At 72.6% G+C, this 24,550-nt stretch carries 20 protein-coding genes; 12 read left to right on the top strand and 8 right to left on the bottom strand.

What is annotated here, in order from left to right; translation table 11 throughout:
* The first annotated feature begins 18 nt into the window (after positions 1–18).
* Genes ACIQ7D_RS07485 through ACIQ7D_RS07475 form a run of 3 tightly spaced genes read left to right on the top strand, consistent with a single transcriptional unit; the run spans position 19 to position 2,783 of the window.
* Positions 19–726 (top strand): DUF5819 family protein, encoded by a 708-nt coding sequence (locus tag ACIQ7D_RS07485; RefSeq protein ID WP_403934635.1) that lies wholly within the window; start codon positions 19–21, stop codon positions 724–726.
* On the top strand, positions 723–2,105 hold the full coding sequence (locus ACIQ7D_RS07480) for an HTTM domain-containing protein (RefSeq protein ID WP_403934632.1): 1,383 nt from the start codon (positions 723–725) through the stop codon (positions 2,103–2,105). Before ACIQ7D_RS07485 ends, ACIQ7D_RS07480 begins: the two co-directional genes overlap by 4 nt.
* Complete coding sequence (locus ACIQ7D_RS07475; RefSeq protein WP_403934629.1) at positions 2,106–2,783, top strand: TrmH family RNA methyltransferase; 678 nt, start codon at positions 2,106–2,108, stop codon at positions 2,781–2,783.
* Between the two features lie 84 nt (positions 2,784–2,867).
* Here ACIQ7D_RS07475 and paaN read toward each other — a convergent pair whose 3' ends face one another.
* A complete protein-coding gene (gene paaN, locus ACIQ7D_RS07470) occupies positions 2,868–4,574 on the bottom strand; it encodes a phenylacetic acid degradation protein PaaN (RefSeq protein ID WP_403934626.1) in 1,707 nt (568 codons plus the stop codon).
* A 288-nt stretch (positions 4,575–4,862) separates the two neighbouring features.
* On the opposite strand from paaN, the gene ACIQ7D_RS07465 reads away from it, so the two are divergent.
* Positions 4,863–6,386 carry a 3-hydroxyacyl-CoA dehydrogenase gene (locus ACIQ7D_RS07465; protein ID WP_403934622.1) on the top strand — a complete coding sequence of 508 codons (1,524 nt, stop codon included), beginning with the start codon at positions 4,863–4,865 and terminating at the stop codon, positions 6,384–6,386.
* Positions 6,383–6,973 (top strand): TetR/AcrR family transcriptional regulator, encoded by a 591-nt coding sequence (locus ACIQ7D_RS07460; RefSeq protein WP_403934619.1) that lies wholly within the window; start codon positions 6,383–6,385, stop codon positions 6,971–6,973. The genes ACIQ7D_RS07465 and ACIQ7D_RS07460 overlap by 4 nt, the downstream gene beginning before the upstream one ends.
* Positions 6,974–7,038: 65 nt before the next feature.
* Here the strand turns inward: ACIQ7D_RS07460 and ACIQ7D_RS07455 are convergent, their stop codons facing one another.
* Positions 7,039–7,539: an Lrp/AsnC family transcriptional regulator gene (locus ACIQ7D_RS07455; protein ID WP_403934616.1), complete on the bottom strand. Its 501-nt coding sequence runs from the start codon at positions 7,537–7,539 to the stop codon at positions 7,039–7,041.
* Between the two features lie 189 nt (positions 7,540–7,728).
* On the opposite strand from ACIQ7D_RS07455, the gene pdhA reads away from it, so the two are divergent.
* From pdhA to ACIQ7D_RS07420, 7 genes are all read left to right on the top strand, one after another.
* A complete protein-coding gene (gene pdhA / locus ACIQ7D_RS07450; RefSeq protein ID WP_403934613.1) occupies positions 7,729–8,904 on the top strand; it encodes a pyruvate dehydrogenase (acetyl-transferring) E1 component subunit alpha in 1,176 nt (391 codons plus the stop codon).
* Positions 8,901–9,938 (top strand): alpha-ketoacid dehydrogenase subunit beta, encoded by a 1,038-nt coding sequence (locus ACIQ7D_RS07445; protein WP_403934610.1) that lies wholly within the window; start codon positions 8,901–8,903, stop codon positions 9,936–9,938. The genes pdhA and ACIQ7D_RS07445 overlap by 4 nt, the downstream gene beginning before the upstream one ends.
* On the top strand, positions 9,938–11,368 hold the full coding sequence (locus ACIQ7D_RS07440) for a dihydrolipoamide acetyltransferase family protein (protein ID WP_403934607.1): 1,431 nt from the start codon (positions 9,938–9,940) through the stop codon (positions 11,366–11,368). Before ACIQ7D_RS07445 ends, ACIQ7D_RS07440 begins: the two co-directional genes overlap by 1 nt.
* Positions 11,369–11,436: 68 nt before the next feature.
* Entirely contained in the window at positions 11,437–12,366 is a 930-nt protein-coding gene (locus ACIQ7D_RS07435) for an NTP transferase domain-containing protein (RefSeq protein ID WP_403934604.1), read from the top strand.
* Entirely contained in the window at positions 12,363–13,958 is a 1,596-nt protein-coding gene (locus ACIQ7D_RS07430; protein WP_403934601.1) for a molybdopterin molybdotransferase MoeA, read from the top strand. The genes ACIQ7D_RS07435 and ACIQ7D_RS07430 overlap by 4 nt, the downstream gene beginning before the upstream one ends.
* Positions 13,959–13,978: 20 nt before the next feature.
* The gene (locus ACIQ7D_RS07425) at positions 13,979–15,034 is read left to right on the top strand and encodes a potassium channel family protein (protein WP_403934598.1); all 1,056 of its coding nucleotides are present in this window, start codon (positions 13,979–13,981) and stop codon (positions 15,032–15,034) included.
* 148 nt (positions 15,035–15,182) lie between these two features.
* Positions 15,183–16,163, top strand: coding sequence for an NAD(P)H-quinone oxidoreductase (locus ACIQ7D_RS07420; protein WP_403934595.1), 981 nt, complete (start codon positions 15,183–15,185; stop codon positions 16,161–16,163).
* Between the two features lie 135 nt (positions 16,164–16,298).
* Here ACIQ7D_RS07420 and ACIQ7D_RS07415 read toward each other — a convergent pair whose 3' ends face one another.
* From ACIQ7D_RS07415 to ACIQ7D_RS07390, 6 genes are all read right to left on the bottom strand, one after another.
* Complete coding sequence (locus tag ACIQ7D_RS07415; RefSeq protein ID WP_403934592.1) at positions 16,299–16,841, bottom strand: bacterial proteasome activator family protein; 543 nt, start codon at positions 16,839–16,841, stop codon at positions 16,299–16,301.
* Positions 16,842–16,971: 130 nt separating this feature from the next.
* Positions 16,972–19,821 (bottom strand): FtsX-like permease family protein, encoded by a 2,850-nt coding sequence (locus ACIQ7D_RS07410; protein WP_403934589.1) that lies wholly within the window; start codon positions 19,819–19,821, stop codon positions 16,972–16,974.
* A complete protein-coding gene (locus ACIQ7D_RS07405) occupies positions 19,818–20,654 on the bottom strand; it encodes an ABC transporter ATP-binding protein (protein ID WP_403934586.1) in 837 nt (278 codons plus the stop codon). Before ACIQ7D_RS07405 ends, ACIQ7D_RS07410 begins: the two co-directional genes overlap by 4 nt.
* Before the next feature lie 360 nt (positions 20,655–21,014).
* Positions 21,015–21,689 (bottom strand): PadR family transcriptional regulator, encoded by a 675-nt coding sequence (locus ACIQ7D_RS07400; protein ID WP_403934583.1) that lies wholly within the window; start codon positions 21,687–21,689, stop codon positions 21,015–21,017.
* 139 nt (positions 21,690–21,828) lie between these two features.
* Entirely contained in the window at positions 21,829–22,587 is a 759-nt protein-coding gene (locus ACIQ7D_RS07395; RefSeq protein WP_403934580.1) for a hypothetical protein, read from the bottom strand.
* A 115-nt stretch (positions 22,588–22,702) separates the two neighbouring features.
* The gene (locus ACIQ7D_RS07390; protein ID WP_403934577.1) at positions 22,703–24,364 is read right to left on the bottom strand and encodes a protein kinase; all 1,662 of its coding nucleotides are present in this window, start codon (positions 24,362–24,364) and stop codon (positions 22,703–22,705) included.
* Between the last annotated feature and the right edge of the window lie 186 nt (positions 24,365–24,550).

Below are 24,550 nucleotides of genomic sequence, written 5' to 3'. Positions count from 1 at the left end.
GACGGGGATCGGGGCGGGATGGATTCGTACGACGACCAGGGCGGGAAAGCCGGTCCGCCACCGGGGGCCGGGATATCCGGCCTCTCCTTCCGTTACCAGGTGGTGGCCGCCGTCTCGCTCGCGGTCATCGGACTGCTGGCCTGCGGGCATGTCGCGATGGTGTTCCTCCACGTCGCGCCGTCCAACACGCTGACCAAGCAGTACGGCAAGGCCGTCGACGGCTGGGTCTACCCCGAGTTCGAGCAGAACTGGAAGCTCTTCGCGCCCAACCCGCTCCAGCAGAACATCGCCGTCGAGGTGCGCGCCGAGACCGGATCCACCGGTTCCACGCGCAGGACCAGTGAGTGGATCGACCTCTCCGCCGAGGACGGCGCCGCGATCCACGGCAACGTCCTGCCCAGCCATGTCGACCAGAACGAGTTGCGCAGGGGCTGGGACTTCTTCGTCGGATCGCATGATGATCAGAACCGGCCGAACGGGCTGCGCGGACAGCTCTCCGAGAGCTACATCCGCCGGATCGTGATGCTGCGGCTGGCCGATCACGATCTGGGCGGGCCGGTGGTGCGCATCCAGGTCAGGTCGGTCACCACGGCGGTCTCCTCGCCGCACTGGAGCACCGAGAAGATCAGCACGCGCCCGTCCTACCGGGTCTACCCCTGGTGGACGGTGGACGCCGCCGACCTTCCCGGCGGCGTACGGAACGGCCGTGCGGAGGCGCACCGGTGAGCGAACACCCCGAGCAGCCCGAACTCCCCGAACAGCCGGAGCGGGCCGCCCCGCGTCACGCCCCGGTACCCGCGGCGTCCGCTCGTACGGCACGCCCCCTCGACCGGTGGGCGGCCGACGCGCTCCACCGGGTCACCTCCGCGGCCCTCGGCCCCTACCAGAGCGCCGTCATACGGATCGGCTTCGCCGGTACCTGGCTGCTCTTCCTGCTGCGCGAGGTGCCCCACCGCCGTGAGCTGTACGGACCCGAAGGGCCCTGGAGCTGGGACATGGCCCAGCGGCTCATCGCGAGGAACAACGCCTTCTCCGCGCTGATGTGGTCGGACAGCGCGCTCTGGTTCGAGATCGTCTTCGCCGTCGCCGTCCTCTCCAGCGCGCTGCTCATGATCGGCTGGCGCACCCGCACCATGTCCGTGCTCTTCATGGTTGGGGTGCTGTCGCTCCAGAACCGCAGCATCTTCATGGGGGACGGCGGCGACAACGTCATCCACCTCATGGCGATCTATCTGGTGCTGACGCGCTGCGGACAGGTCTGGTCGCTCGACGCCCGGCGCGCCGCCCGAGCCGCCCGCGCGGCGCGCACGCCGGAGACGGTGGGTACGGCGGAGACGGTGGGTACGGCGGAGACGGCGGGTGCCTCGGACGCCGCCCCTCCGGCCGTACGGGACCGGGTCGGACCCGTCCTCTGGACCGTCACCGGCACGGTCCTCCTCATCGGCACGTTCACCGACCGGGTCCAGATCGAGAACTGGCTGACGGCCCTGTTCTGGGGGGCCTGGGCCGCCCAGGGGCTCTGGTGGGCCGTGAACCGCCACGCGCCCCGCGGCGAGCCGCGCGCCCTGCTGAACGTGCTCGCCAATCTGATCCACAACGCCGCGCTCGCCGTGATCATGGCCGAGGTCTGCCTCATCTACGCCACCGCCGGCTGGTACAAGATCCAGGGTTCGCGCTGGCAGGACGGCACCGCGCTGTACTACCCGCTCAAGCTGGACTACTTCGCGCCCTGGCCCGCGCTCTCCGACCTCTTCGCGTCCAGCGCGCTCATCGTGATGGTGCTGACGTACGGCACGGTCGTCGTGCAGGTCGCCTTCCCCTTCACGCTCTTCAACCGGCGCGTCAAGAACGTCCTGCTCGTCGCGATGATGCTGGAGCACGCGGGGATCGCGGTCCTGCTCGGGCTGCCGTTCTTCTCGCTCGCCATGATCGCCGCCGACGCCGTGTTCCTGCCGACGGTCTTCCTGCTGTGGCTCGGCGGCCGGGTCACCGGGGTGCGCGACCGGCTGCTCGGCCAGCTGCCGGGCCGCACTCGCACGTCGACCGGGGAGGCGGTGCCCGGGCAGCGGCAGGAGAGCCCCGAGCAGCCACGTACCCTCGTGTAGGTGATCAGCGAGACATCGGACGAGGGCCTGGAGCCGGTCCAGTACGACGAAGGCTACGTACCCCCGGTCGGTGTCGGACCGCACCGCGAGCCCTGGCCCCGGGGCGAGCGGTACGACCTGGAACTGCTGGCGGCCGGGGACCGCCGCAACGTGGCCGACCGGTACCGGTACTGGACGCGCGAGGCGATCGTCGCCGACCTCGACACCCGGCGCCACGACTTCCATGTCGCGGTGGAGAACTGGAGCCACGACTTCAACATCGGCTCCGTGGTCCGCACCGCCAACGCCTTTCTCGCCAAGGAGATCCACATCGTGGGCCGGCGGCGCTGGAACCGGCGCGGAGCCATGGTCACCGACCGGTACCAGCATGTGCGCCACCATCCCGGTACGGAGGAGCTGACGGCCTGGGCGGCGGCCGAGGGGCTGCCGATCATCGGGATCGACAATCTGCCGGGCGCCGTCGCGCTGGAGCGGACCGAGCTGCCGCGCCGCTGCGTGCTGCTCTTCGGTCAGGAGGGGCCCGGCCTGACCGAGGAGGCCCGCGCGCACGCCACGATGGTCTGCTCGATCGCCCAGTTCGGCTCGACGCGCTCGATCAACGCGGGAGCCGCCGCGGCCATCGCCATGCACGCCTGGATCCAGCGGTACGCGCAGATCCCGGCTCCGCCCGCGCCCTGACGGACCCGGCCAGGTCGGCGGCTGCACGAACCGGCCCGGCACAGGTCGGCGGCTGCCCGGCCGGCCGGGCCAGGACGCGAGCGCTCAGGACGGGCGGCGTACCTCCACCGTGCGGAAGCGGTTGGCCACGAACGCCGCGTCGCACAGCGCCGCGTTCGCCGCCGGATTGCCGCCCGAACCGTGGAAGTCCGAGAACGCCGCCGTCTGGTTCACATACACCCCGCCCGTGAGGTTGAGCGAGAGCTGCGCGGACTCCTCCAGGCAGACCTCCTCGACCGCGCGCTCCGTCTCCTGCGACGTCGTGTACGCGCCGACCGTCATCGCGCCCTGGTGGCGCACCGTGCGCCGCAGCAGCTCCAGCGCGTCCTGCGTCGAGTCCACGGCGACCGCGAACGACACGGGCCCGAAGCACTCGGTGAGGTACGGCACCTCCTCGCCGCCGTCCCACGCCCTCTCCCAGACCTTGCGGGCGCCGTCGGCCGTCACGATCGCGGGCGTACGGACCACCGCGTCGGGGAAGTCGGGGTGGGCGATCTCCCGTGAGGCGAGCGCGAGGTCCCCGAGCCCGCCGGCCGCCTCCAGCCGGGCCTTCACCCCGGGGTTGACCAGCGCGCCCAACAGGGCGTTGGCCCGGGTGTCGTCGCCCAGTAGCCCGGCCACCGAAGCCGCCAGATCGGCCACCACCTCGTCGTACGCCTTCTCGCCCGCGTCCGTCGTGATGCCGTCCCGGGGGATCAGCAGATTCTGCGGCGTCGTGCACATCTGGCCGCTGTAGAGCGACAGCGAGAAGGCGAGGTTGGAGAGCATCCCCTTGTAGTCGTCCGTGGAGTCCACGAGGACCGTGTTGACGCCCGCCTTCTCCGTGTACACCTGCGCCTGGCGTGCGTGGGTCTCCAGCCAGTCGCCGAAGACGGTCGACCCCGTGTAGTCGATGATCCGGATCTCAGGGCGGACGGCCAGGGACTTGGCGATGCCCTCGCCGGGCCGCTCCACCGCCAGCGCCACCAGATTCGGGTCGAAGCCCGCCTCGGCCAGCACCTCCCTGGCCACCCGGACCGTCAGCGCGAGCGGCAGCACCGCCCGCGGATGCGGCTTGACCAGGACCGGATTGCCGGTGGCCAGGGAGGCGAACAGTCCCGGGTAGCCGTTCCACGTGGGGAAGGTGTTGCAGCCGATCAGCAGGGCGACGCCGCGCGGCACGGCGGTGAAGGACTTCCGCAGCTCCAGCGGGTCGCGCTTGCCCTGCGGCTTGGACCACTCGGCCGAGGCGGGCGTCCGGGTCTGCTCCTGGTAGGCGTACGCCACCGCTTCCAGACCGCGGTCCTGGGCGTGCGGGCCGCCCGCCTGGAACGCCATCGTGAACGCCTGGCCGCTCGTGTGCATCACCGCGTGCGCGAACTCGTGGGTCCGCGCGCTGATCCGCGCCAGGATCTCCAGACAGACCAGGGCGCGGGTCTCGGGGCCCGCCGCGCGCCACGCGCCCATGCCCGCGCCCAGGGCGGGCAGCAGGACGTCCGGGTCCGCGTGCGGGTACTCGATCTCCAGGGCCGGCCCGTAGGGCGAGACCTCGCCGCCGGTCCAGCCGTCCGTACCGGGCTGGTCCAGCTCGAAGCGCGTCCCGCGCAGTGCCTGGAAGGCGGCGAGCCCGTCGGCGGGCGCGCTCTCGCCGTACGCCTTGGGGTGCTCGGGGTGCGGGGACCAGTAGCCGCGGGACCCGATCGTCCCAAGGGCACGGTCGAGCGTGGGCCGGTGCTTCTCGGCGAGCTGCTGGGGGCTGAGCTGGGCGGCCATCGTGGACCAACTCCTCATCGAGTTCATCGGATGTGCGAGGACGTGCGAGGGGGCGAGGCGTGCGGGGTCGTGCGGCGGCGGAGAGCCGGAGCGGAGAGGGGAACAGGGGCAGGGACAGGGGCTGGGACAGAGGCGGGGACAGGGACCGGCCGACAGAGTTAGAGTAACCGAACGATCGGTCGGGACAAGGGGATCCGGGCGATCCTGTGGACAACCGACGACGAACGCGGCGGACAGCGGTCGCCTCCCCGGCACCGCGCGCCCCACCGATACGGGAGGATTGCGGCCATGACAGCAATCGAGCCGGGCCGCGTCGTCGCGGTCGCGGGCACCGGCACGATGGGCCAGGGCATAGCCCAGGTGGCGCTGGTCGCCGGCCACCCCGTACGGCTCTACGACGCCGTGCCGGGCCGCGCCGGTGAGGCCGCCGCCACCATCACCGGGCGCCTGGACCGGCTGGTCACCAAGGGCCGGCTCGGCACGACGGCCCGCGACGCCGCGGTGGCCCGGCTGCTCCCGGCGGCGGACCTCGCCGAACTGGCCGACGCCGCGCTGGTGATCGAAGCCGTCCTGGAAGAGCTCTCCGCCAAACGGGAGTTGCTCGCGGCGCTGGAGGACGTCGTCTCCGACGACTGCCTGCTCGCCACCAACACCTCCTCCCTCTCCGTCACGGCCGTCGCGGGCGCGCTGCGCCTGCCGTGCCGCCTCGTGGGGACGCACTTCTTCAACCCGGCGCCCCTGCTGCCCCTCGTGGAGGTCGTCAGCGGCTTCGCGAGCGCCCCGGACGCCGTGACGCGCGCGTACGAGACCGTGCTGGCCTGGGGAAAGACCCCGGTGCGCTGTGCCGATACGCCGGGCTTCGTCGTCAACCGCGTGGCCCGCCCCTTCTACGCGGAGGCGCTGCGGGTGTACGAGGAGGGGGCCGCCGACCCCGCCACCGTCGACGCGGTGCTGCGCGAGGGCGGCGGCTTCCGGATGGGCCCCTTCGAGCTGACCGACCTGATCGGCCAGGACGTCAACGAGGCCGTGACCCGTTCCGTGTGGGAGTCCTTCTTCCACGACCCGAAGTTCACCCCGTCGCTCGCCCAGCGCAGGCTGGTGGAATCGGGCCGCCTCGGCCGTAAGACGGGCCAGGGCTGGTTCCCGTACGGCGAGGGCGCCGCTGCCCCCGTACCGCGCACCGAAGAGCCCCGCGAGGCGCCGGACGCGGTCGGTGTGCACGGGGATCTCGGGCCCGCCGCCGTCCTGCGCGAGATGATCGAGGAAGCGGGCATCAAGGTCACCCGCGACCGCACCCCGCACGTCCCGGGGGGCTTCCTCGCCCTGCCCGGCGGTACGGCGCTGCGCCTCACCGACGGATCCAGCGCCACGGGCGGCCCCTCCGGGCCGCGCATCCACTTCGACCTCGCACTGGACTACCGCTCCTGTACGCGCGTCGCCCTCGCGCCCGGCGCCGACGCCGACCCCGGGGACCTGCGGGCGGCCATCGGCCTCTTCCAGCGGCTCGGCAAGCGGGTCAGCGTCGTCGACGACATCCCCGGCATGATCGTCGGCCGTACCGTGGCCCTGCTGATCGACCTCGCCTGCGACGCCGCCGCCCGCGGGGTGGCGAGCGCGCGGGACATCGACACCGCCATGAAACTCGGCGTGAACTACCCTGGCGGACCCGGCGAGTGGTGCGACCGGCTCACGGCGTGGTGGGCCCGGTCCTTCCTGTCGGCCCTGGACGACGCGTATCCCGGCGGCCGTTACGCCCCGTCCACGGCACTGACCCGCCGCGCCGACATCGAAGCGAAGCAGGGGCGTTCATGACCACCGCCAAGCGCGACACCTACACTCCCGAGACCCTGCTGGCCGTGGCCGTCCGTGTCTTCAACGAACGCGGCTACGACGGCACCTCCATGGAACATCTCTCCAAGGCGGCCGGGATCTCGAAGTCCTCCATATACCACCATGTCGTCGGCAAGGAGGAGCTGCTGCGGCGGGCCGTCAGCCGCGCCCTCGACGGCCTCTTCGGGATCCTGGAGGAGGACGGCGCGACGCGTGGCCGGGCCGTCGCCCGGGTCGAGTACGTCACCCGGCGCACGGTCGAGGTACTGATGGCCGAGCTGCCCTACGTGACGCTGCTGCTGCGGGTCAGAGGCAACACACAGACCGAGCGCTGGGCGATGGAGCGGCGCAGGGAGTTCGACCTGCGGGTCGCCGGCCTCCTGAGGGCCGCAGCGGCCGAGGGCGATCTGCGGGCCGACCTGGACACCAAACTGGCGACGCGGCTGCTCTTCGGCATGGTCAACTCCCTGGTCGAGTGGTACCGGCCGCACGCGGCCGGGGGCTACGACCGCGACCAGGTCGCGGACGCCGTCGTACGGCTGGCCTTCGGCGGGCTGCGCACCTCCTGACGGGCGGGCCGGGCGCGGCCCTGAGGCGGGGCCTGGCACGGCCCTGGGAGACACGCCACAGGCTCTCAGAGGGGCGGCATGCTGCCCGGGCCGAGATCCGTCTCCTCGAACACCAGCAGCGTGCGCGTCGAGAGCACCTCCGGGATCGACTGGAGCCGGGTCAGGACCAGTTCGCGCAGCGACCTGTTGTCCGGGGCGTGCACCAGCAGCAGGACGTCGAAATCGCCGCTGACCAGGGCGATGTGGGTGGCGCCCGGCAGCTCCTGAAGCTGCTCGCGCACCGTGCGCCAGGAGTTCTGGACGATCTTCAGCGTGATGTACGCGGAAGCCCCCTGCCCGGCCCTTTCGTGGTCGACCCTGGCGCTGAAGCCGCGGATCACCCGGTCGTCGATCAGCCGGTTGATCCGCGCGTACGCGTTGGCCCGGGAGACATGGACGCGCTCGGCGACCGACCGTATCGAGGCGCGGCCGTCCGTCTGGAGAATGCGCAGGATGTCCCGGTCGATGGCGTCCAGCGGACGCGGCGGCTGCTCCTGCGCGGCGGCCCGTTCCGTGCCGTCGGCCATTTGTTCAGCCCTCCTGTCTCCCCGACTCCCCGCCATGGACGGCCTGCGTCCATCCCAGGCTGTGGAGAACCGTTTGTCCACAGGCTGGAGGCGTGTGTAGCCAAAATGGCCCGTCGACCGAACAATCGGTAGGGAGGCGGCGCCGCGATCCGGTGCTCCGCCCGTTCGCCCCGACGAGGAGGTGCACGCGTGAAGAAGAGCAGCACGCCGGTCCAGGAACTGCCCGCCGCCGCGGCTCGTCCACCCGCCCCGCCCCCGGCCTGGCAGCCGCGGACCGACCCCGCACCGCTGCTCCCCGACCCCGAGCCGTACCGCGTACTGGGGACGGACGCCGCGGCCGGGGCCGACCCCGCGCTGCTGCTGCGGCTCTACGCCGAACTGGTCCGCGGCCGCAGGTTCAACACGCAGGCCACGGCGCTGACCAAGCAGGGCAGGCTCGCCGTCTATCCGTCGAGCACCGGCCAGGAGGCATGCCAGGTCGCCGCCGCGCTCGCCCTGCGCGAGCAGGACTGGCTCTTCCCCAGCTACCGCGACACGCTCGCCGCCGTGGCCCGCGGGCTCGACCCCGTCCAGGCGCTGACGCTGCTGCGCGGCGACTGGCACACCGGGTACGACCCGCACGAGCACCGGATCGCCCCGCTCTCCACACCGCTCGCCACCCAGCTTCCGCACGCGGTGGGGCTGGCGCACGCTGCCCGGCTCCGGGGGGACGATGTCGTCGCGCTCGCCCTGGTCGGTGACGGCGGCACCAGCGAGGGCGACTTCCACGAGGCACTGAACTTCGCCGCCGTATGGCGCGCTCCGGTCGTCTTCCTCGTCCAGAACAACGGCTTCGCGATCTCCGTACCGCTCGCCAAGCAGTCCGCCGCCCCCTCTCTGGCCCACAAGGCCGTCGGGTACGGCATGCCGGGGCGCCTGGTCGACGGGAACGACGCGGTCGCCGTGCACCGGGTGCTCGACGAGGCGCTGGCGCGCGCCCGGCACGGCGGGGGGCCCACGTTGGTCGAGGCCGTGACGTACCGCATCGACGCCCATACGAACGCCGACGACGCGACGCGCTACCGCGAGGGCGACGAGGTGGAGGCCTGGCGCGCGCACGACCCGGTGCGGCTGCTGGAGCACGAGCTGAGGGAGCGTGGAGTGCTCGACGAGGACGGCGTCAGGGAGGCCGCCGGCTCCGCCGAGACGATGGCCGCGCGGCTGCGCGAGCGGATGAACGCGGATCCGGTGCTCGACCCCATGGATCTGTTCGCGCATGTCTTCGCGGAGCGGACATCGCAACTTCGGGAGCAGGAGGCCCAGCTCAGGGCGGAGCTGGCCGCCTCCGCCGAGCCGGCCGCCGAAGGGGCCGGTGATCCGCGATGACCGGCACCGGCATCGGCGCCGTGGCGGAGAAGGCGGCTGTGGCGGCGAAGCCCGCCACGATGGCACTGGCGCTCCAGCGCGCGCTGCGTGACGCGATGGCCGAGGACCCGTCTGTCCATGTGCTCGGGGAGGACGTGGGCACGCTCGGCGGGGTCTTCCGGATCACCGACGGGCTCGCGGCCGAGTTCGGGGACGAGCGCTGCACGGACACGCCGCTCGCCGAGGCGGGCATCCTGGGGACGGCGGTCGGTATGGCGATGTACGGGCTGCGGCCGGTCGTCGAGATGCAGTTCGACGCCTTCGCCTATCCATCGTTCGAACAGCTCATCAGCCATGTGTCGCGGATGCGCAACCGGACGCGCGGCGCCATGCCGCTGCCGATCACGGTGCGGGTGCCGTACGGCGGCGGGATCGGCGGGGTCGAGCACCACAGCGACTCCTCCGAGGCGTACTACATGGCGACCCCCGGCCTCCATGTCGTCACACCCGCGACGGTCGAGGACGCGTACGGGCTGCTGCGGGCCGCCATCGCCTCCGACGACCCGGTGGTCTTCCTGGAGCCGAAGCGGCTCTACTGGTCGAAGGCCGCGTGGTCGCCGGACGCGCCGGCCACGGTCGGGCCGATCGGGCGCGCGGTCGTCCGGCGCCGGGGCTCCAGCGCCACGCTGCTCACGTACGGTCCCTCGCTCCCCGTCTGTCTCGAAGCGGCGGAAGCGGCCCGCGCCGAGGGCTGGGACCTGGAGGTCGTCGACCTGCGCTCGCTGGTGCCGTTCGACGACGAGACGGTGGCGGAATCCGTACGCCGCACGGGCCGGGCGGTCGTCGTCCACGAGTCCACGGGCTTCGGCGGGCCGGGCGGTGAGATCGCCGCGCGGGTCACCGAGCGCTGCTTCCACCACCTGGAGGCGCCGGTCCTGCGAGTGGCCGGATTCGACATTCCCTATCCGCCGCCCATGCTGGAGAGGCACCATCTTCCGGGAGTGGACCGGGTGCTGGACGCGGTCGCGCGGCTCCAGTGGGAGACGGAGAGCTGATGGCGCAGGTGCTGGAATTCAAACTGCCTGACCTCGGTGAAGGGCTGACCGAGGCGGAGATCGTCCACTGGCTGGTGTCGGTGGGGGATGTCGTCGCCGTCGATCAGCCGGTCGTCGAGGTCGAGACGGCCAAGGCGATGGTCGAGGTGCCCTGCCCCTACGGGGGCGTGGTGACAGCGCGCTACGGCGAGGAGGGCACGGAGCTGCCGGTTGGGGCGCCGCTGCTGACCGTCGCGGTGGGCGCGTCGGCCCCGGGCCAGGCCTCGCCCGAGGCCCCGGCCCCGGCCTCCCACCCGGCTCCGGCGGCCGGGTCCGCGCCGCCTCCGTCTCCCGCACCGTCCGAGGCCGGAGGTTCGGGCAATGTGCTCGTCGGGTACGGCACGGGCGCGCCGGTGGCGCGCAGGCGCCGGGTCCGGCCGCCGGGGGACGGACTCCGTGCGGCTCCTCCCGCCGGGCCGGCCGACTCCACCGCGAACGGGACGGCGGGTCCCGTGCCGGTCGTCTCACCGCTGGTGCGCAGGCTCGCCCGTGAGCACGGCCTCGATCTGCGGACACTCTCGGGCTCGGGCCGCGACGGCCTGATCCTGCGGTGCGACGTCGAGCGGGCGATACGGGAAGGCGCCACGGCGTCCCCCGCCGCCCCGCCCCGCCTCGCACCGGCCCCGGCACCCGTACCGTCCACGGCACCGAGGCCCGCGTCGCGGGCACCGGGCCGTGCGGAGGGTTCCCCGCTGCCGCCCGGCGCCACCAGGGTGCCGCTGCGGGGCGTACGGGGCGCGGTCGCGGACAAGCTGGTCCGCAGCCGCCACGAGATCCCGGACGCCACCTGCTGGGTCGACGCGGACGCCACGGAGCTGCTGGCCGCCCGTGCGGCGATGAACGCGGCGGGTGGGCCCAGGATCTCGCTGATCGCGCTGTTCGCCCGGATCTGCACGGCGGCCCTGGCCCGGTACCCCGAGCTGAACGCCACCGTGGACACGGCGGCCCGGGAGATCGTGCGGCTGCCCGAGGTGCATCTCGGCTTCGCCGCGCAGACCGACCGCGGGCTGGTCGTCCCCGTCGTACGGGACGCGCACACCCGCTCCGCGGAGTCGCTGAGCGCCGAGTTCGCCCGGCTCACGGAGGCGGGCCGGACCGGCACGCTGACGCCGAAGGACCTGACCGGCTCCACCTTCACGCTCAACAACTACGGGGTGTTCGGGGTCGACGGCTCCACCCCGATCATCAACCACCCCGAGGCGGCGATGCTCGGCATCGGACGGATCGTGCCCAAACCCTGGGTCCACCAGGGCGAGCTGGCGGTCCGTCAGCTCGTCCAGCTCTCGCTCACCTTCGACCACCGGGTCTGCGACGGCGGTACGGCGGGCGGCTTCCTGCGCCATGTCGCGGACTGTGTCGAGCAACCGGCGGTGCTGCTGCGCACGCTGTGAGGGGTCCGGGCCGGGGAACGGAGGACCGCGCGTACTCCCGAGCGGCGATCACGGCACATAATGCAGCCATGACCGCGTATGACGCCATCGTGCTCGCCGGAGGCGCCGCCAGACGGCTCGGCGGGGCCGACAAACCCGGGGTGCGGGTCGGCGGCCGGGCGCTGCTCGACCGGGTGCTCGCCGCCTGCGACGGGGCCGCCGAGACGGTGGTCGTGGGCGGCCGGCGGCCGACGGCACGCCCGGTGCGCTGGGCCCGCGAGGAGCCGCCGGGCGGCGGGCCGCTCGCCGCGCTCGACGCAGGGGTGCGCTCCGTCAGGGCCGGTGCGGAGACCGTGCTCGTCCTCTCCGCCGACCTGCCGTTCCTCTCCCGGCCGACGGTGCGCCGCCTGGTCGGGACGCTCACCGGGAGCAACGCCGAGGCGGCGTTGCTCACCGACGCCGATGGCCGGGACCAGCCGCTGGTCGCGGCGTACCGGGCCGAGCCGCTGCGCCGCGAGATCGCCCTGCTCGCCACCGAGTACGGCAGCCTCGCCGGGCTTCCGCTGCGGCTGCTCACGCAGGAACTCGAACTCGCCCGGGTCGATGCGGGGCCCCTCGCCTCTTTCGACTGCGATACCTGGGAGGACATCTCCACGGCGCGGGCCCGGATCAGGGAGCATGGGACCGTGCTGGACGAATGGATCACCGCAGTCAAGGACGAACTCGGCATCGAGCTGGACGTCGACACCTCCACCCTCCTCGATCTGGCCCGCGATGCCGCGCACGGCGTCGCCCGGCCCGCCGCGCCGCTGACGACCTTCCTGGTCGGGTACGCGGCGGCGAAGGCCGGGGGCGACGGGCCCGAAGCCGTCGCGGAGGCGGCCCGCAAGGCCGCGGCGCTGGCCCTGCGCTGGGCCGCGGAGGCGGAGGCCGGGGCGAAGGCCACCGGAGACGCCACCGGCGACTCCACCGGGAGCGACGGCGGCGCGGCCGGATCCAAGGGGGCCGACGCAGGATGACCGCCCATGACCGCAAGGTCGACGGGCCCGACGCCGCCGACGGGAGCGACGGGTCCGACGAGACCGCGGGGGCAGGTGGGCTCAACGGGCCCGATGGCGTCGACGGCACCGACGGCACCGACGGCACCGACGGGATCGACGGGATCGACGACGTGCTGGCCCTCGTCGGCCGAGGCGCGGCCGACCCCGGCGGGAGCCACGACAGCAGCCACGCCCACACCACCGGCAGCGCCCACACCACCGGCAGCGCCCACACCACCGGCGGCAGCCACACCACCGGCGGCAGCCACACCACCGGCCGGGGCGCCGGGACGGCCGGCACAGCTCCCGCCGCGTCCCGCCGGCACCGTGCCACGGCGTGGTCCGACGCCCGCGCGCTCGCCGCCCGCTCCGGGCGCCCCGCACCGGACCCGGCGCCGTCCGCGCGGACCCGCCGGGCCCCCCTCGACCAAGCCCTCGGCCTGGCGCTCGCCGAACCGCTCGTCGCGCTGACCGACCTGCCGCCCTTCGACACCTCCGCCATGGACGGCTGGGCGGTCTCCGGGCCGGGCCCCTGGTCCGCACAGAAGGAGGTCACAGGCCGCAGCGACGACGGCCCCGGTCTGCTCGCCGGGCACGCCACGGCCGCGCCCCTCCCCGACGGTTCGGCGGTACGGATCGCCACCGGCGCCCGCGTGCCGCCCGAGGCGACCGCGGTGATCCGCAGCGAGCACGCCCGTACCGACGCCGCCGGACATCTGTACTCCCAGCGCCCGGTGACCCAGGGTCAGGACATCCGGCCGCGCGGCCAGGAGTGCCGCTCCGGTGAACATCTGCTGCCCGCCGGCTATGTGATCACCCCCGCCGTGCTCGGGCTCGCGGCGGCGGCCGGATACGACGAGCTGCCCACCGTCCCGCGCCCGCGCGTCGAGGTACTGGTCCTCGGCGACGAACTGCTCGTCGAAGGGCTCCCTCACGACGGACTGATCCGTGACGCCCTCGGCCCGCTGATCGCACCCTGGCTGCGCGCTCTCGGCGCGGAGGTCGTCGCCACCCGCCGGCTCGGCGACGACGCCGAGGCGCTGCACCGCGCCGTCTCCGCGTCCACGGCGGATCTCGTCATCACCACGGGCGGCACGGCGGCGGGACCGGTCGACCATGTCCACACCGTGCTGCGGCGGACGGGCGCCGAACTGCTGGTGGACGGGGTCGCCGTACGCCCCGGACATCCCATGGTGCTGGCCCGGCGCGACCCCGGGCGGCTCTTCATCGGGCTGCCCGGCAATCCGCTCGCCGCGGTCTCCGGACTGCTGACGCTCGCCGAGCCGGTGCTCTGCGGGCTGGCGGGGCGGGCGCCCAGGACGCCGTACCACGTACCGGTACGGGACGCGGTGCACGGGCATCCGTCCGACACCCGGCTGATCCCCTTCGTCCACCGGGACGAAGGGCTCGTACCGTTGCGATTCAACGGTCCGGCCATGCTGCGCGGTATCGCCGCCGCGGACGGGCTCGCGGTGGTGAAGCCCGGTGGCGCGCGGCCGGGCGAAGAGCTGGAAGTTCTCGACCTGCCGTGGAACGCCGTGGCATCGGTCGACGGAGGGTGTTTCACGTGAAACTTCCCGGCCAGGATGCGATGGCCAGGCGCGCGGACGAGCATCTGGTCGCCGCGCGGGTGAAGCTGCCACGCCGTACGGCCGTACGGCCGCTGCGGCAGGTCAGCCGACGGCTGCTGATGGCGCTGTTCGTCCTCGCGCTGACGGTCTTCCTCGTCTACATCGACAGGGAGGGCTACCACGACAACGCGGACGAGTCCGTCGACTTCCTCGACTCCGTCTACTACGCCACCGTCACGCTCTCCACGACGGGGTACGGCGATATCGTCCCGTACAGCGACAGCGCGCGGCTGGTGAACATCCTGCTCGTGACCCCGCTGCGGGTCTGCTTTCTCATCATCCTGGTCGGAACCACTCTTGAGGTCCTCACGGAGCGCACCCGGGAGGAGTGGCGGCTGAACCGCTGGAGGTCCAACTTGCGCGACCACACCGTCATCGTCGGGTACGGCACCAAGGGACGCTCGGCGATACAGACTCTCCGGGCCACCGGGCTGAAGAAGGAACAGATCGTCATCGTCGACCCGTCGAACAAGGTGATCGAGGCGGCCAACGCCGAGGGGTTCGTGGGGGTCGTCGGCGACGCGACCCGCAGCGATGTGCTGCTGCGGGCCGAACTCCAGCGCGCCCGCCAGATCGTCATCGCCACCCAGCGCGACGACACGGCGGTCCTGGTGGCCCTGACCGCGCGGCAGCTCAACCGCGGCGCGAAGATCGTCGCCGCGGTGCGCGAGGAGGAGAACGCGCCGCTGCTGCGGCAGTCCGGCGCGGACGCCGTGATCACCAGCGCGAGCGCGGCGGGCCGGCTGCTCGGGCTCTCGGTGCTCAGCCCCAGCGCCGGCACGGTGATGGAGGATCTGATCCAGCAGGGCAGCGGCCTCGACCTCATCGAACGCCCGGTGATAAAGGCCGAGGTGGGGCGGAGCGTACGGGAGACGGACGACCTGGTCGTGAGCGTGCTGCGCGGGCACCGGCTGCTCGGTTACGACGACCCGGCCGCGAGCCCGCTCCAGCTCACCGACCGGCTGATCACCATCGTCCGGGCCACGAGCCCCGCGGAGTCCGACCTCGCCAACTGACCTCGCCAACTGACCGCGCCAACTGACCGCGCCAACTGACCGCGCAGGCCATCCAGTTGACCGGCCCGGCGGTGCGAACTCGTCAACTGACCTGGTGTCCGCGCTGACCTGGCCTCTCCGATGGGTGCTCAGGAGTAGCCTCGCGGCCATGCATGCGATCACGATTCCGGAACCCGGCGGCCCCGACTCGCTCGTATGGGCAGAGGTGCCCGACCCCGTAGCCGGTGACGGCGAGGTGCTTGTCGAGGTGGTGGCGAGCGCCGTCAACCGTGCCGACCTGTTGCAGCGCCAGGGCTTCTACGATCCCCCGCCCGGCGCCTCCCCGTACCCCGGTCTGGAGTGCGCGGGCCGGATCACCGCACTGGGCCCCGGTGTCGCCGGGTGGGCCGTCGGGGACGAGGTGTGCGCGCTGCTGGCCGGCGGCGGCTACGCCGAGCGGGTCGCCGTACCGGCCGGGCAGCTCCTGCCCGTACCGGCGGGGCTGGACCTGGCCACCGCCGCGGCGCTGCCCGAGGTCACCACGACGGTCTGGTCCAACGTCTTCATGATTTCCCACTTGCGGCCCGGTGAGACCGTCCTGGTGCACGGCGGCGCCAGCGGGATCGGCACGATGGCGATCCAGCTCGCCAAGGCCGTGGGCGCGCGGGTCGCGGTCACGGCGGGCGGCCCCGACAAGCTGGCGCGCTGCGCCGAGTTGGGCGCGGACATCCTGATCGACTACCGGGAGCAGGACTTCGTCGAGGAGATCCGCACGGCCACGGAGGGCGCGGGAGCGGATGTCATCCTCGACATCGTCGGCGCCAAATATCTGGAGCGGAATGTGAAGGCGCTGGCCGTGAACGGCCGGCTCGCGGTGATCGGTCTCCAGGGCGGGATGAAGGGCGAACTCAATCTGGGCGCCCTGCTGAGCAAGCGCGCCGCCATCACCGCGACCTCGCTGCGCGCCCGCCCGCTGGCCGAGAAGGCGTCCATCGTCGCGGCGGTACGGGAGCATGTCTGGCCGCTGATCGCGGACGGACGGGTCCGGCCGATCGTCGATCAGACGCTGCCGATGGAGCGGGCGGCCGACGCGCACCGCGCGCTGGAGAGCGGTACGCATATCGGCAAGGTGCTGCTCCTCACCTCCTGAGGAGCCCGAGAAACAGGGGCGCGGTCCGGTGTACGGCGTACGGGCCGGACCGCGCCACCCCTGCGGGGCTTGCGGAAGCGCGGCTCAGAGTCCGCGCGACCGCTTACAGGCACAACCGCTTACAGGCGCGACCTCTTACAGATACGGGCCCGAGCGGATCGCGCCATGGCCCTGCTCGCCCTCGTCGTCCGGGACGGAGCCGGGCGGCAGAGCGCGCCGCATCTGTTCCAGCTGGGCCCTGGCAGCCATCTGCTGGGCGAAGAGCGCCGTCTGGATCCCGTGGAACAGGCCCTCCAGCCACCCCACCAACTGGGCCTGCGCGATGCGCAGTTCCGCCTCGGAGGGGATCGCCTCGTCCGTGAAGGGCAGCGAGAGCCGTTCCAGCTCCTCCACCAGCTCGGGGGCGAGCCCGTCCTCCAACTCCTTGACCGAGCCGGCGTGGATCTCCTTGAGCCGCACCCGGCTCGCCTCGTCCAGAGGAGCCGCCCGCACTTCCTCCAGAAGCTGCTTGATCATGCTGCCGATGCGCATGACCTTCGCGGGCTGCTCCACCATCTCCGTCACCGGGATCTCACGCGCCTCGGCGTCGGCCCCGCCGCCGCCGAAGGACATCCCGTCTTGTCCGACCACCAGGACATGGGGGCTCTCCTGCGACCGTTCGTTCCTCGGCATCTCCATGCGGTCCATTGTCTCGCACAAGTGCGTCATCACGCGGCGTGCCCCCGTACGAAGACGATCCGTCTTTCGTACGGGGGCGCGGCTCCGGGGCCGGGAGGCCCGCCGGGGTACCCCGGCGGGCACCGGGCCCTTACGTGGCGGCCCTGCGGCCCAGCGTCCGGTGCGAGCGGGTGACCAGCGCCGCGAGGAGCGCCGCGCCCAGCGGGACGACGATCAGCAGGGCGCCCATCGTGGCCCACGGGATGACGACGGGCACGAACGGCGGGGTGGCGAAGCTCGACCCCTGGTCCAGGGCATCCTGGTACCAGCTCTCCTCGCTGCGCCGCGTGGTCAGCCGTAGCCCGATGGCGGGCAGTACCCCGGCCGCGGAGCCGAGGAGGACCCCCATCACCGCCACCACCCCGCACTGGAGGCCGCTGAGTGTCCTGCGGACCCGCGCCGGGGCGCCGACCGCCGCGAGCGTCTTCAGATCGGCCTCGGCGTCGGCCTGGGCGAGCCCGGTGGCGATACCGGCGGCGCCGATGGTGACCAGACCGGCGAAGACGGTCAGTGCCAGCAGCACGATGTCGGACTCGGCGGTGTACCCCTTCTCGATCCGCAGGTTGACGTCGGTGCCGGTCTTGTCGATCTCACCGTCCAGCTTCTGCTGCTGGGCGGTGGTCGGCAGGGAGGTGGTCGAGTAGTACGCGCCGAACGGGACGGTGCTGAGACCCGCCGCCTTCGCGGTGGCCGGAGTGATGATCATGGAAAGGCCGTAGGGGTTGACGCTCTCGGGGGTCTGGTGCACCGCGAACGACTTGATCTCGCCCGGCGGCTCCTTGTCCGCCTCCCGCGCCTTGTCCGCCGCCTCGACATCGGTGATCAGCCGGATGCCGATCCTGCCGTCCTTGTTGACGTTCCGTTTGTCGAACGAGACGACCTTGCCCTCGGCGAGCGCCTTCTCGGCCTCCGGGTCCTTGATGTCGAGTACCTTCAGTACCTTGGCGTCGCCGATCAGCACACCACCGTCGACCTGGCTGTAGACGGGGTCGTCCTGGCAGCGCCAGTCCTTGCCGAGCTTGCGGCGCTCGGCCGGGGTGAACTTGTCGGTCTCGTCGTCCTCCCACAGCGGGCACTGGTTGGCCTCGGGCAGGACGACCTCGTACAGCCCACAGCCCTCCTCACCGCCGTACATCGGACAACTGGGCTTGCCGACGTTGATCCGGTCCACATCGGCCCGGATGTCGACGGGCAGGGCCTTCTGGACCGCTTCCCGTACGGTGGGCACGTCCCGGCCGCCGCCCTCGGTGATCATGGCGGCGACCGCGCCGTGCGGCAGATCGGGCACGTACTCGGCCCGGTACTGGGCGTCGCTGCTCACGGTGTACGTGGAGACGGCGACGGTGCCCGCGACGGCGGCCAGTACGGCGGCCACGGCGGGGGCCGTGCGTCCCCGGTTGCGTACGGAGTCCCGCAGCGCCAGCCGCGGGGAGAGCGGCAGCCAGCGGCCGATCCGGCCGAAGAGCCCCACCAGGGCGGGGGTCAGCGCGACCACGCCCAGCTCGGCGAGCGCGCTGCCGCCGGCGACGACGGCGAACTGGTCGGTCATCAGCGACCCGTACAGCGCGATCGACGCGCCGATCGCGACCGCGATCAGCCCCACGACCGGCAGCACCCTGCTGGACTTGCGGACTCCGCGGCGGCCGGTGAGCGAGGCCAGGACGGTCTGCCGGGAGGAGGTGATGGCCGGGACGATCGCGGCGAGCAGCCCGGTCACGACGGCGAGCAGCGCGATACCGCCCAGCTCCAGCGGCCGGATGTCGAAGCTGCCGAACCGCTTGCCCATGTAGTCCTCAAGCAACGGGCGCAGGGCGAAGGTCAGGCCGACGGCGAGGACCGTACCGACGACCGCCGAGGCGACCCCGATCACCAGACCGCCGCCGAGGACGATGGCCCTGATGTGGTGCCGGTCGCCGCCGTTGGCCCCGACGAGGCCGAGCTGACGGCGCGAGCGCCGGGCGCCGACGGCGAAGGCGGGGCCCGCCAGCAGGCAGATCTCCAGCATCGCGAGACCGACGACGGTACCGACCGCGGCCAGCTCGGCGGTCTGGGCCGCCGTGCTCTGCTCGTAGCCGCCCCAGCCGTCCATCTGGTACAGCGGGACATCGGCGCCGGCCGGCGGGTTCAGGGCCACGGCGCGGGAGGTCACCAGGACTCCCTTGGCGTTGGCCTCCTGGACCATGTTCCACGTGAAACCGTCCGCGCCGGACGCGCCCCGGTCGACCAGATATGTGGTGGTGGCGCTCGTGCCGGGCAGGTCGTCGGCCTTCAGCGCCTTGTCGAGCGGGTCCAGCATCGCGCCGGGAAGCGCGTTGACCTGGTCCACCGCGAGTTCGCTCGGCAGCTCGTACGAGCCGACGATCCGGTACTCGGCGTCCAGCCCACGAGCGGTGAGCTGGGAACCGATCCGCAGACCGCTCGCCTCCAGGAAGTGCGTGGTCGCCGCGAGCTCGCCGCTCTTCTCCGGGAACCGGCCCTCGCCGAGGCGCATGATGCCCCGGGCCATCGGGTCGGCGGCCTTCAGCTCACGGATCTCGGTGTGCAGCAGCCCGTGGGTGGTGCGCAGCTTCCCGGAGCCGACGGAGTCCTCCAGGACGGTGGCGCCCGCCGGGATGGCCTTCTTGAGGTCGGTGGCGCCATCGGGCCACGACGCGCCGTCGAAGTCCTCCTTCAGCTGGTACATCTGGGCGTCGGGGCTCTGGAGCACCGCCTCGCCGTCGTACTCGGGGTCGGAGAACCGGGCGTCGGCGCCGCCGAGCTCCCGTTCCATGGACTCCGAGGCGGAGAGCTCCGCGCTGCGGAGGGTCAGGTCCAGGGCGCTCACGCCGAGGATGGGCAGCGCGATCATGGCCAGGACGAGGAAGCTGCGTCCCTTGTAGCGCCAGGCATCGCGGCGGGCTATTCGCAGTGCGGCCCGCCAGGAGTGGTACCAGGTCGTCACAGCTCGGCCGCCTGGCCGGAGAGGAGCGACTCCGCGTCGCTGCGCAGGGTCTGGTCGACGACGGCGCCGTCCCGCAGGAAGACCACCCGGTCCGCCCAGGCGGCGAAGCGCGGCTCGTGCGTGACCAGGATGCCGGCGGCGCCCGCGTCGCAGCGGGCGCGGAGCAGGCCGAGCACGGCCTCACCGGTCTCGGAGTCGAGCGCGCCGGTCGGTTCGTCCGCGAGGACGAGGCGCCGCTCGCCGACGAGCGCGCGGCCGAGGGCGACGCGCTGCTGCTGGCCGCCGGACATCTCGTCGGGGAAGCGGTCCGCCAGCTGTTCGAGGTTCATTTCCGCGAGGGCGGCGAGTGCCTCGACACGGGCCTTGCGGGCGGAGACGCCGTCCAGTTCGCGGGGGAGCGCGATGTTCTCGGCGGCCGTGAGGGCGGGGATGAGGTTGTAGTCCTGGAAGACATAGCCGACGCTGCGGCGGCGCAGGGCCGCGAGCTTCTTGCGGTCGGCGGTGGTGATGTCGGTCCCCTCGACGAGCACACGGCCGGACGTGGGCAGATCGAGGCCGCCCGCGATCGTCAGCAGCGTGGACTTGCCGGAGCCCGACGGGCCCATGACGGCGACGAGTTCGCCGGGGAAGACATCGAGGTTGATCCCGCGCAGGGCGTGCACCTCGGTGGCGCCACTGCCGTGGACGCGGGTCAGCTCCTGGAGCTGGAGAACGGGGCTCTGTGCGGAGCCGGACCGGGACGGAGGCGCCGGGGGCGAGCTGAGCCGCCCTTGTGACCCTTGTGATCCCTGTGATTTCTGAGGTTGATGTTGCTGCTGTGACTTGCGGGCCATGAGGGTCCCCCCTATGGGATGTACGTGGATGGAGGAGTGGTTCCGTGCGATGCCGTGGGTGTGGTGAGCACGCGCGTGCGGTGAACGCGGCGAAAGCGGTGAAACGTGGTCGTGCGGTACGAGTGCTGTACGGGTGCGGTTACGGGTGCGGGGACGGACGGGCGCGGTGTCGCGGAGGACATGAGCACGGTCGTCCGGCCCGGCCCGGGCGGGTCCGGCGGGACGCGGGCGGGGGTCGCGTCCCGCCGGACCCGGCCGGGAGTCGGGGTCGGCCGGAGCCGGAGCCGGAGCCGGAGCCGGGAGCCGGAGCACACCGCCGGGGTCGGCGGCGGCGCCGGCGGCCGGGAGCGGCGCCGGGTGTCAGCGCCCGCCGGGCGGGTGGGCCTCGTGCACCGGCGCCCGGCCCAGGACCTCACCGGACGCCTCACCGGGCGTGGCGTCCGGCGGATCGTCGGTGGGCTCGCCGGTGGCTTCCCGCACCGGCGTGGCCTCGTGCAACGGCGCCATCGAGAGCCGGATCAGCCGGGACTCGCAGTGGTCGAGCCAGCGTGCCTCGGCCTCCGTCTGGAAGATGAGCTGTTCCAGCACGAGCAGCCAGGCCACCTCGTCCCGGTCCTTCGGGACGGCCTCCAGCGCCTGCGCCTTGAGCCGGGTGTAGTCCTGCATCGCCTTGATCGTGTGGCGGCGCTGCGACTGGATGACCTCCCGGATGTCGACCCCGGGCGCGCCCACCGCCATGGCGAGCTTGATCGCCAGCTCGTCGCGGGGCGGGCTGGCCCGGTCGACGGGCGTACGGAACCAGGACTTCAGCTCCGTACGGCCGGCCTGCGTGATCACGTAGAGCGTGTGTCCCGCCTCGTCCTCGCCGCCCTGGGCGACCATGCCGTCACGTTCCAGACGGCTGAGCGTCGTATAGACCTGCCCGACATTGAGCGGCCAGGTGGAACCCGTGCGTGACTCGAACTCCGTACGGAGCTGAGAGCCGTAGCGCGGGCCACGTTCCAGGAGGGCGAGAAGCCCATGGCGAATCGACATACTCAGTATGTATACCGAGTATGCCGTGGCCCGCAAGCGACCTGAGAGGGAGGTCGTAAGTCCGCCATAAGGACTACGCGGGGCAGACAGGAGGGGATAGACGCAGGTGGGGAGGGGTGGCGGTGGCGGAGCGGCGGGATCAGCGGCGGCGCAGCCGCAGCCCGAGAAATCCGAGCCCGAGTCCGATCAGTGTGATGCCGGTGCCCAGCGTCAGTACGGAGACGGGCCGCCCCGAGGTGTTCGTGACGAACGCCGTGCCCCGCTCGCGGGGCGCCTCGGGGGCCGGGGGGCGGGGTGTCGAGGACGTGTCCGGGATCGGCGCGACCGGCTCGGGCAGCGCCTCGTCCTCCTCCGCCGTCTCTTCCTGCCCGTCCGCCTCGGGGGGCTTCGCGGGCCGGCCAGGGCGTACGCGGGAGGGTGACGCGGAGGCGGAGGTGCCGGCGGAGTCGGACGCGGCGGACGATGTCCTGGGCGAGGGCCGGGCGGACCCGGCGGGCGGTGTCGCGGGGGCGCCGGACGGCTGCCCGGCGGGGCGCGTGGCCGCCGCTCCCGTACCGCTCTCCGGGGTGTGGCCGCCCGTACCGCCGCCCGTGTCCGCGTCCTCGGCGTCCTTGACGGCGCTTCCGGAGCCCGGGCCCCCGTCGTTCTCGGTGTCGATCGCGGGGCCGGCCTCCTCGGGCCGTACGACCTGGCCTCCCGTGGGCCTCCCGGGCCGGGGGTGTCCCTCGCTCGCGGGCCGCCCCGCCGGAGAGGCGGCGGGCTCCGGCTCCACCACGGCCGTCCCGGGCGCGACGGGTGCCCCGGACTCCTCGGCGTACGCGACGGGCGCGACCAGCAGCAGCGCCGCGACGGCGACCGCGGTCGCTCCCGGAAGATGGGGCGGGGGGCTCGGACTCACCGACTCAGCGTCACATGGCACGCCAAAACCGGCATCTCGGACGTTTCGTACGGCTCACCTGTCGGAGCGCGAGCTGCCCTCAGGGCGCGAGCTTGCCCTCAAGCACCACCCGGTACTAGCCCGCGTCCCCCGTCGAGATGGTCAGCTCGAACCGCTGGTCCTTGGGCAGGATCGCCGCACCCGGTTCCGGGTACTGACCGATCACGATGTCCTCGGCCTGTGCTCCGTCGTCCTTCTTCTTCGGCTCCGCCCAGGTCCAGCCCGCCTTACGCAGACAGTCCTTCACCGAGATGATGTCCTTGTACCGCAGGTCCGGAGCCTGCACCTTCGACGGGTCCAGGCTGTCCTCGGAGGCGTCCGTGCACTTGTCGGCGTCGATCGTCCGGTTCCGCTCGGGGTCCCTGTGATCCGCGGACACCGTCGCGCTGCCGGTGGCGACCGGGTCGGCCTTGTCGTCCTTCGTGTCGCCGTTCATCGACAGTGCGGTGACCAGGCCGCCTATCGCCAGGAGCGCGACGACGATCGAGCCCACGACCACCGGGGTGTTCCGCTTGCCGCCGCCCCCGCCCGTACCGGCGCCCGAGGAGCCGTGCGGGGAGATGCCGTACCCCTGGGGTGTCGTCGGCGCGGGCGTCGAGTACGCCGGGGGCGCCTGCGGATAGCCGTAGCCCGGATTCTGCGTGTGGGCCGGCGGCGAGGTCTGTGTCGGGCCGTACGCCGAGGCCGGGGTGGGCGTCGGCGGGCCGTAGGCGTTGGGCTGGTACGGCGCCTGCACACCGCCCGGCACGCCCTGCGGGGCCTGGCCCGACTGGTCCACCGGCGGGAAGACCGCCGAGCCCACGCCGGAGCCGCTGCTGTGCTGCGCGGCGCCCGGCACGATCGCCGGGGCGCCCGGCTGCCCGGCCGTCAGGACGCGCGCGCACTCGTCGCGCATCGCCTCCGCGCTCGGGAAGCGCTCGTTGGGGTTCTTCTTCAGCGCCCGCGCGACCAGCGCGTCCATCGCCGGGGTGAGGGACCGGTTGATGCCGGAGGGCGCGCCCGGCTCCTCCTGGACGTGTGCGTATGCGATCGCCAGCGGTGAGTCCGCGTCGAACGGCAGCCGCCCCGTCAGGAGCTGGAAGAGCATGATCCCGACCGAGTACAGGTCGGAGCGCGCGTCGACACCGCGGCCCAGCGCCTGTTCGGGCGAGAGGTACTGCGGCGTCCCGACGACCATGCCGGTCTGCGTCATCGACGTGACGCCCGACTGCATGGCGCGCGCGATGCCGAAGTCCATCACCTTCACGACACCGCGCTTGGTGATCATCACATTGCCGGGCTTGATGTCCCGGTGGACCAGGCCCATCTCGTGGCTGGTCTCCAGGGCGGCCAGCACATCGGCGGTCACCTTGAGCGCCTTGTCGGCCGGCATCGCGCCGTACTGCCCGATGTCCTGCTGGAGCACGGAGCCGAGTGGCTGCCCCTCGACGTACTCCATGACGATGTACGGCATCACCGCGCCGTCGAGGGTGTCCTCGCCGGTGTCGAAGACGGAGACGATGTTGGTGTGCGACAGCTTGGCAACAGCCTGCGCCTCGCGGCGGAAGCGCTCACGGAAGGACTGTTCGCGCCCCAGCTCCGTGTGGAGCGTCTTGATCGCGACCTGGCGGTCGAGCGCCGCGTCGTACGCGAGATATACGGACGCCATCCCGCCCTCGCCGAGCAGATCGCGGAGCTGGTACCTGCCGCCCGCGACCGACCCGCCCGCATAGCGGCCCCGTGCGCCGTCGTGGCTCATGACTGTGCTCCCCCTCGGCGCGCGTGGACGCGGTGGTGCCTCGCGCGGCGGTATCGCGGTGACACCGGCAGCACCGGCGAGAACGGCGATACTGGCGCGGTGATCCCTTATTACTGGCCAAGTCTGCCGTAGGGCACTGACACGTCAAGCCGGGTGCCCGTTCCGTGACCGTAGACACAGCAAGCA

Origin of the sequence: Streptomyces sp. NPDC096310, from assembly GCF_044763125.1 — a bacterium.
In the GTDB taxonomy this organism is placed as follows: Bacteria; Actinomycetota; Actinomycetes; order Streptomycetales; family Streptomycetaceae; genus Streptomyces.
This window is presented reverse-complemented; position numbering and strand designations above follow the sequence as displayed.

Excerpts from the sequence above, each read along its gene's own strand:
- ACIQ7D_RS07485 (WP_403934635.1), top strand. The coding sequence starts at position 19 with ATGGATTCGTACGACGACCAGGGCGGGAAAGCCGGTCCGCCACCGGGG.
- paaN (WP_403934626.1), bottom strand. The coding sequence starts at position 4,574 with ATGGCCGCCCAGCTCAGCCCCCAGCAGCTCGCCGAGAAGCACCGGCCC.
- ACIQ7D_RS07465 (WP_403934622.1), top strand. The coding sequence starts at position 4,863 with ATGACAGCAATCGAGCCGGGCCGCGTCGTCGCGGTCGCGGGCACCGGC.
- ACIQ7D_RS07460 (WP_403934619.1), top strand. The coding sequence starts at position 6,383 with ATGACCACCGCCAAGCGCGACACCTACACTCCCGAGACCCTGCTGGCC.
- ACIQ7D_RS07455 (WP_403934616.1), bottom strand. The coding sequence starts at position 7,539 with ATGGCCGACGGCACGGAACGGGCCGCCGCGCAGGAGCAGCCGCCGCGT.
- ACIQ7D_RS07445 (WP_403934610.1), top strand. The coding sequence starts at position 8,901 with ATGACCGGCACCGGCATCGGCGCCGTGGCGGAGAAGGCGGCTGTGGCG.
- ACIQ7D_RS07440 (WP_403934607.1), top strand. The coding sequence starts at position 9,938 with ATGGCGCAGGTGCTGGAATTCAAACTGCCTGACCTCGGTGAAGGGCTG.
- ACIQ7D_RS07435 (WP_403934604.1), top strand. The coding sequence starts at position 11,437 with ATGACCGCGTATGACGCCATCGTGCTCGCCGGAGGCGCCGCCAGACGG.
- ACIQ7D_RS07430 (WP_403934601.1), top strand. The coding sequence starts at position 12,363 with ATGACCGCCCATGACCGCAAGGTCGACGGGCCCGACGCCGCCGACGGG.
- ACIQ7D_RS07425 (WP_403934598.1), top strand. The coding sequence starts at position 13,979 with ATGGCCAGGCGCGCGGACGAGCATCTGGTCGCCGCGCGGGTGAAGCTG.
- ACIQ7D_RS07420 (WP_403934595.1), top strand. The coding sequence starts at position 15,183 with ATGCATGCGATCACGATTCCGGAACCCGGCGGCCCCGACTCGCTCGTA.
- ACIQ7D_RS07415 (WP_403934592.1), bottom strand. The coding sequence starts at position 16,841 with ATGGAGATGCCGAGGAACGAACGGTCGCAGGAGAGCCCCCATGTCCTG.
- ACIQ7D_RS07405 (WP_403934586.1), bottom strand. The coding sequence starts at position 20,654 with ATGGCCCGCAAGTCACAGCAGCAACATCAACCTCAGAAATCACAGGGA.
- ACIQ7D_RS07400 (WP_403934583.1), bottom strand. The coding sequence starts at position 21,689 with ATGTCGATTCGCCATGGGCTTCTCGCCCTCCTGGAACGTGGCCCGCGC.
- ACIQ7D_RS07390 (WP_403934577.1), bottom strand. The coding sequence starts at position 24,364 with ATGAGCCACGACGGCGCACGGGGCCGCTATGCGGGCGGGTCGGTCGCG.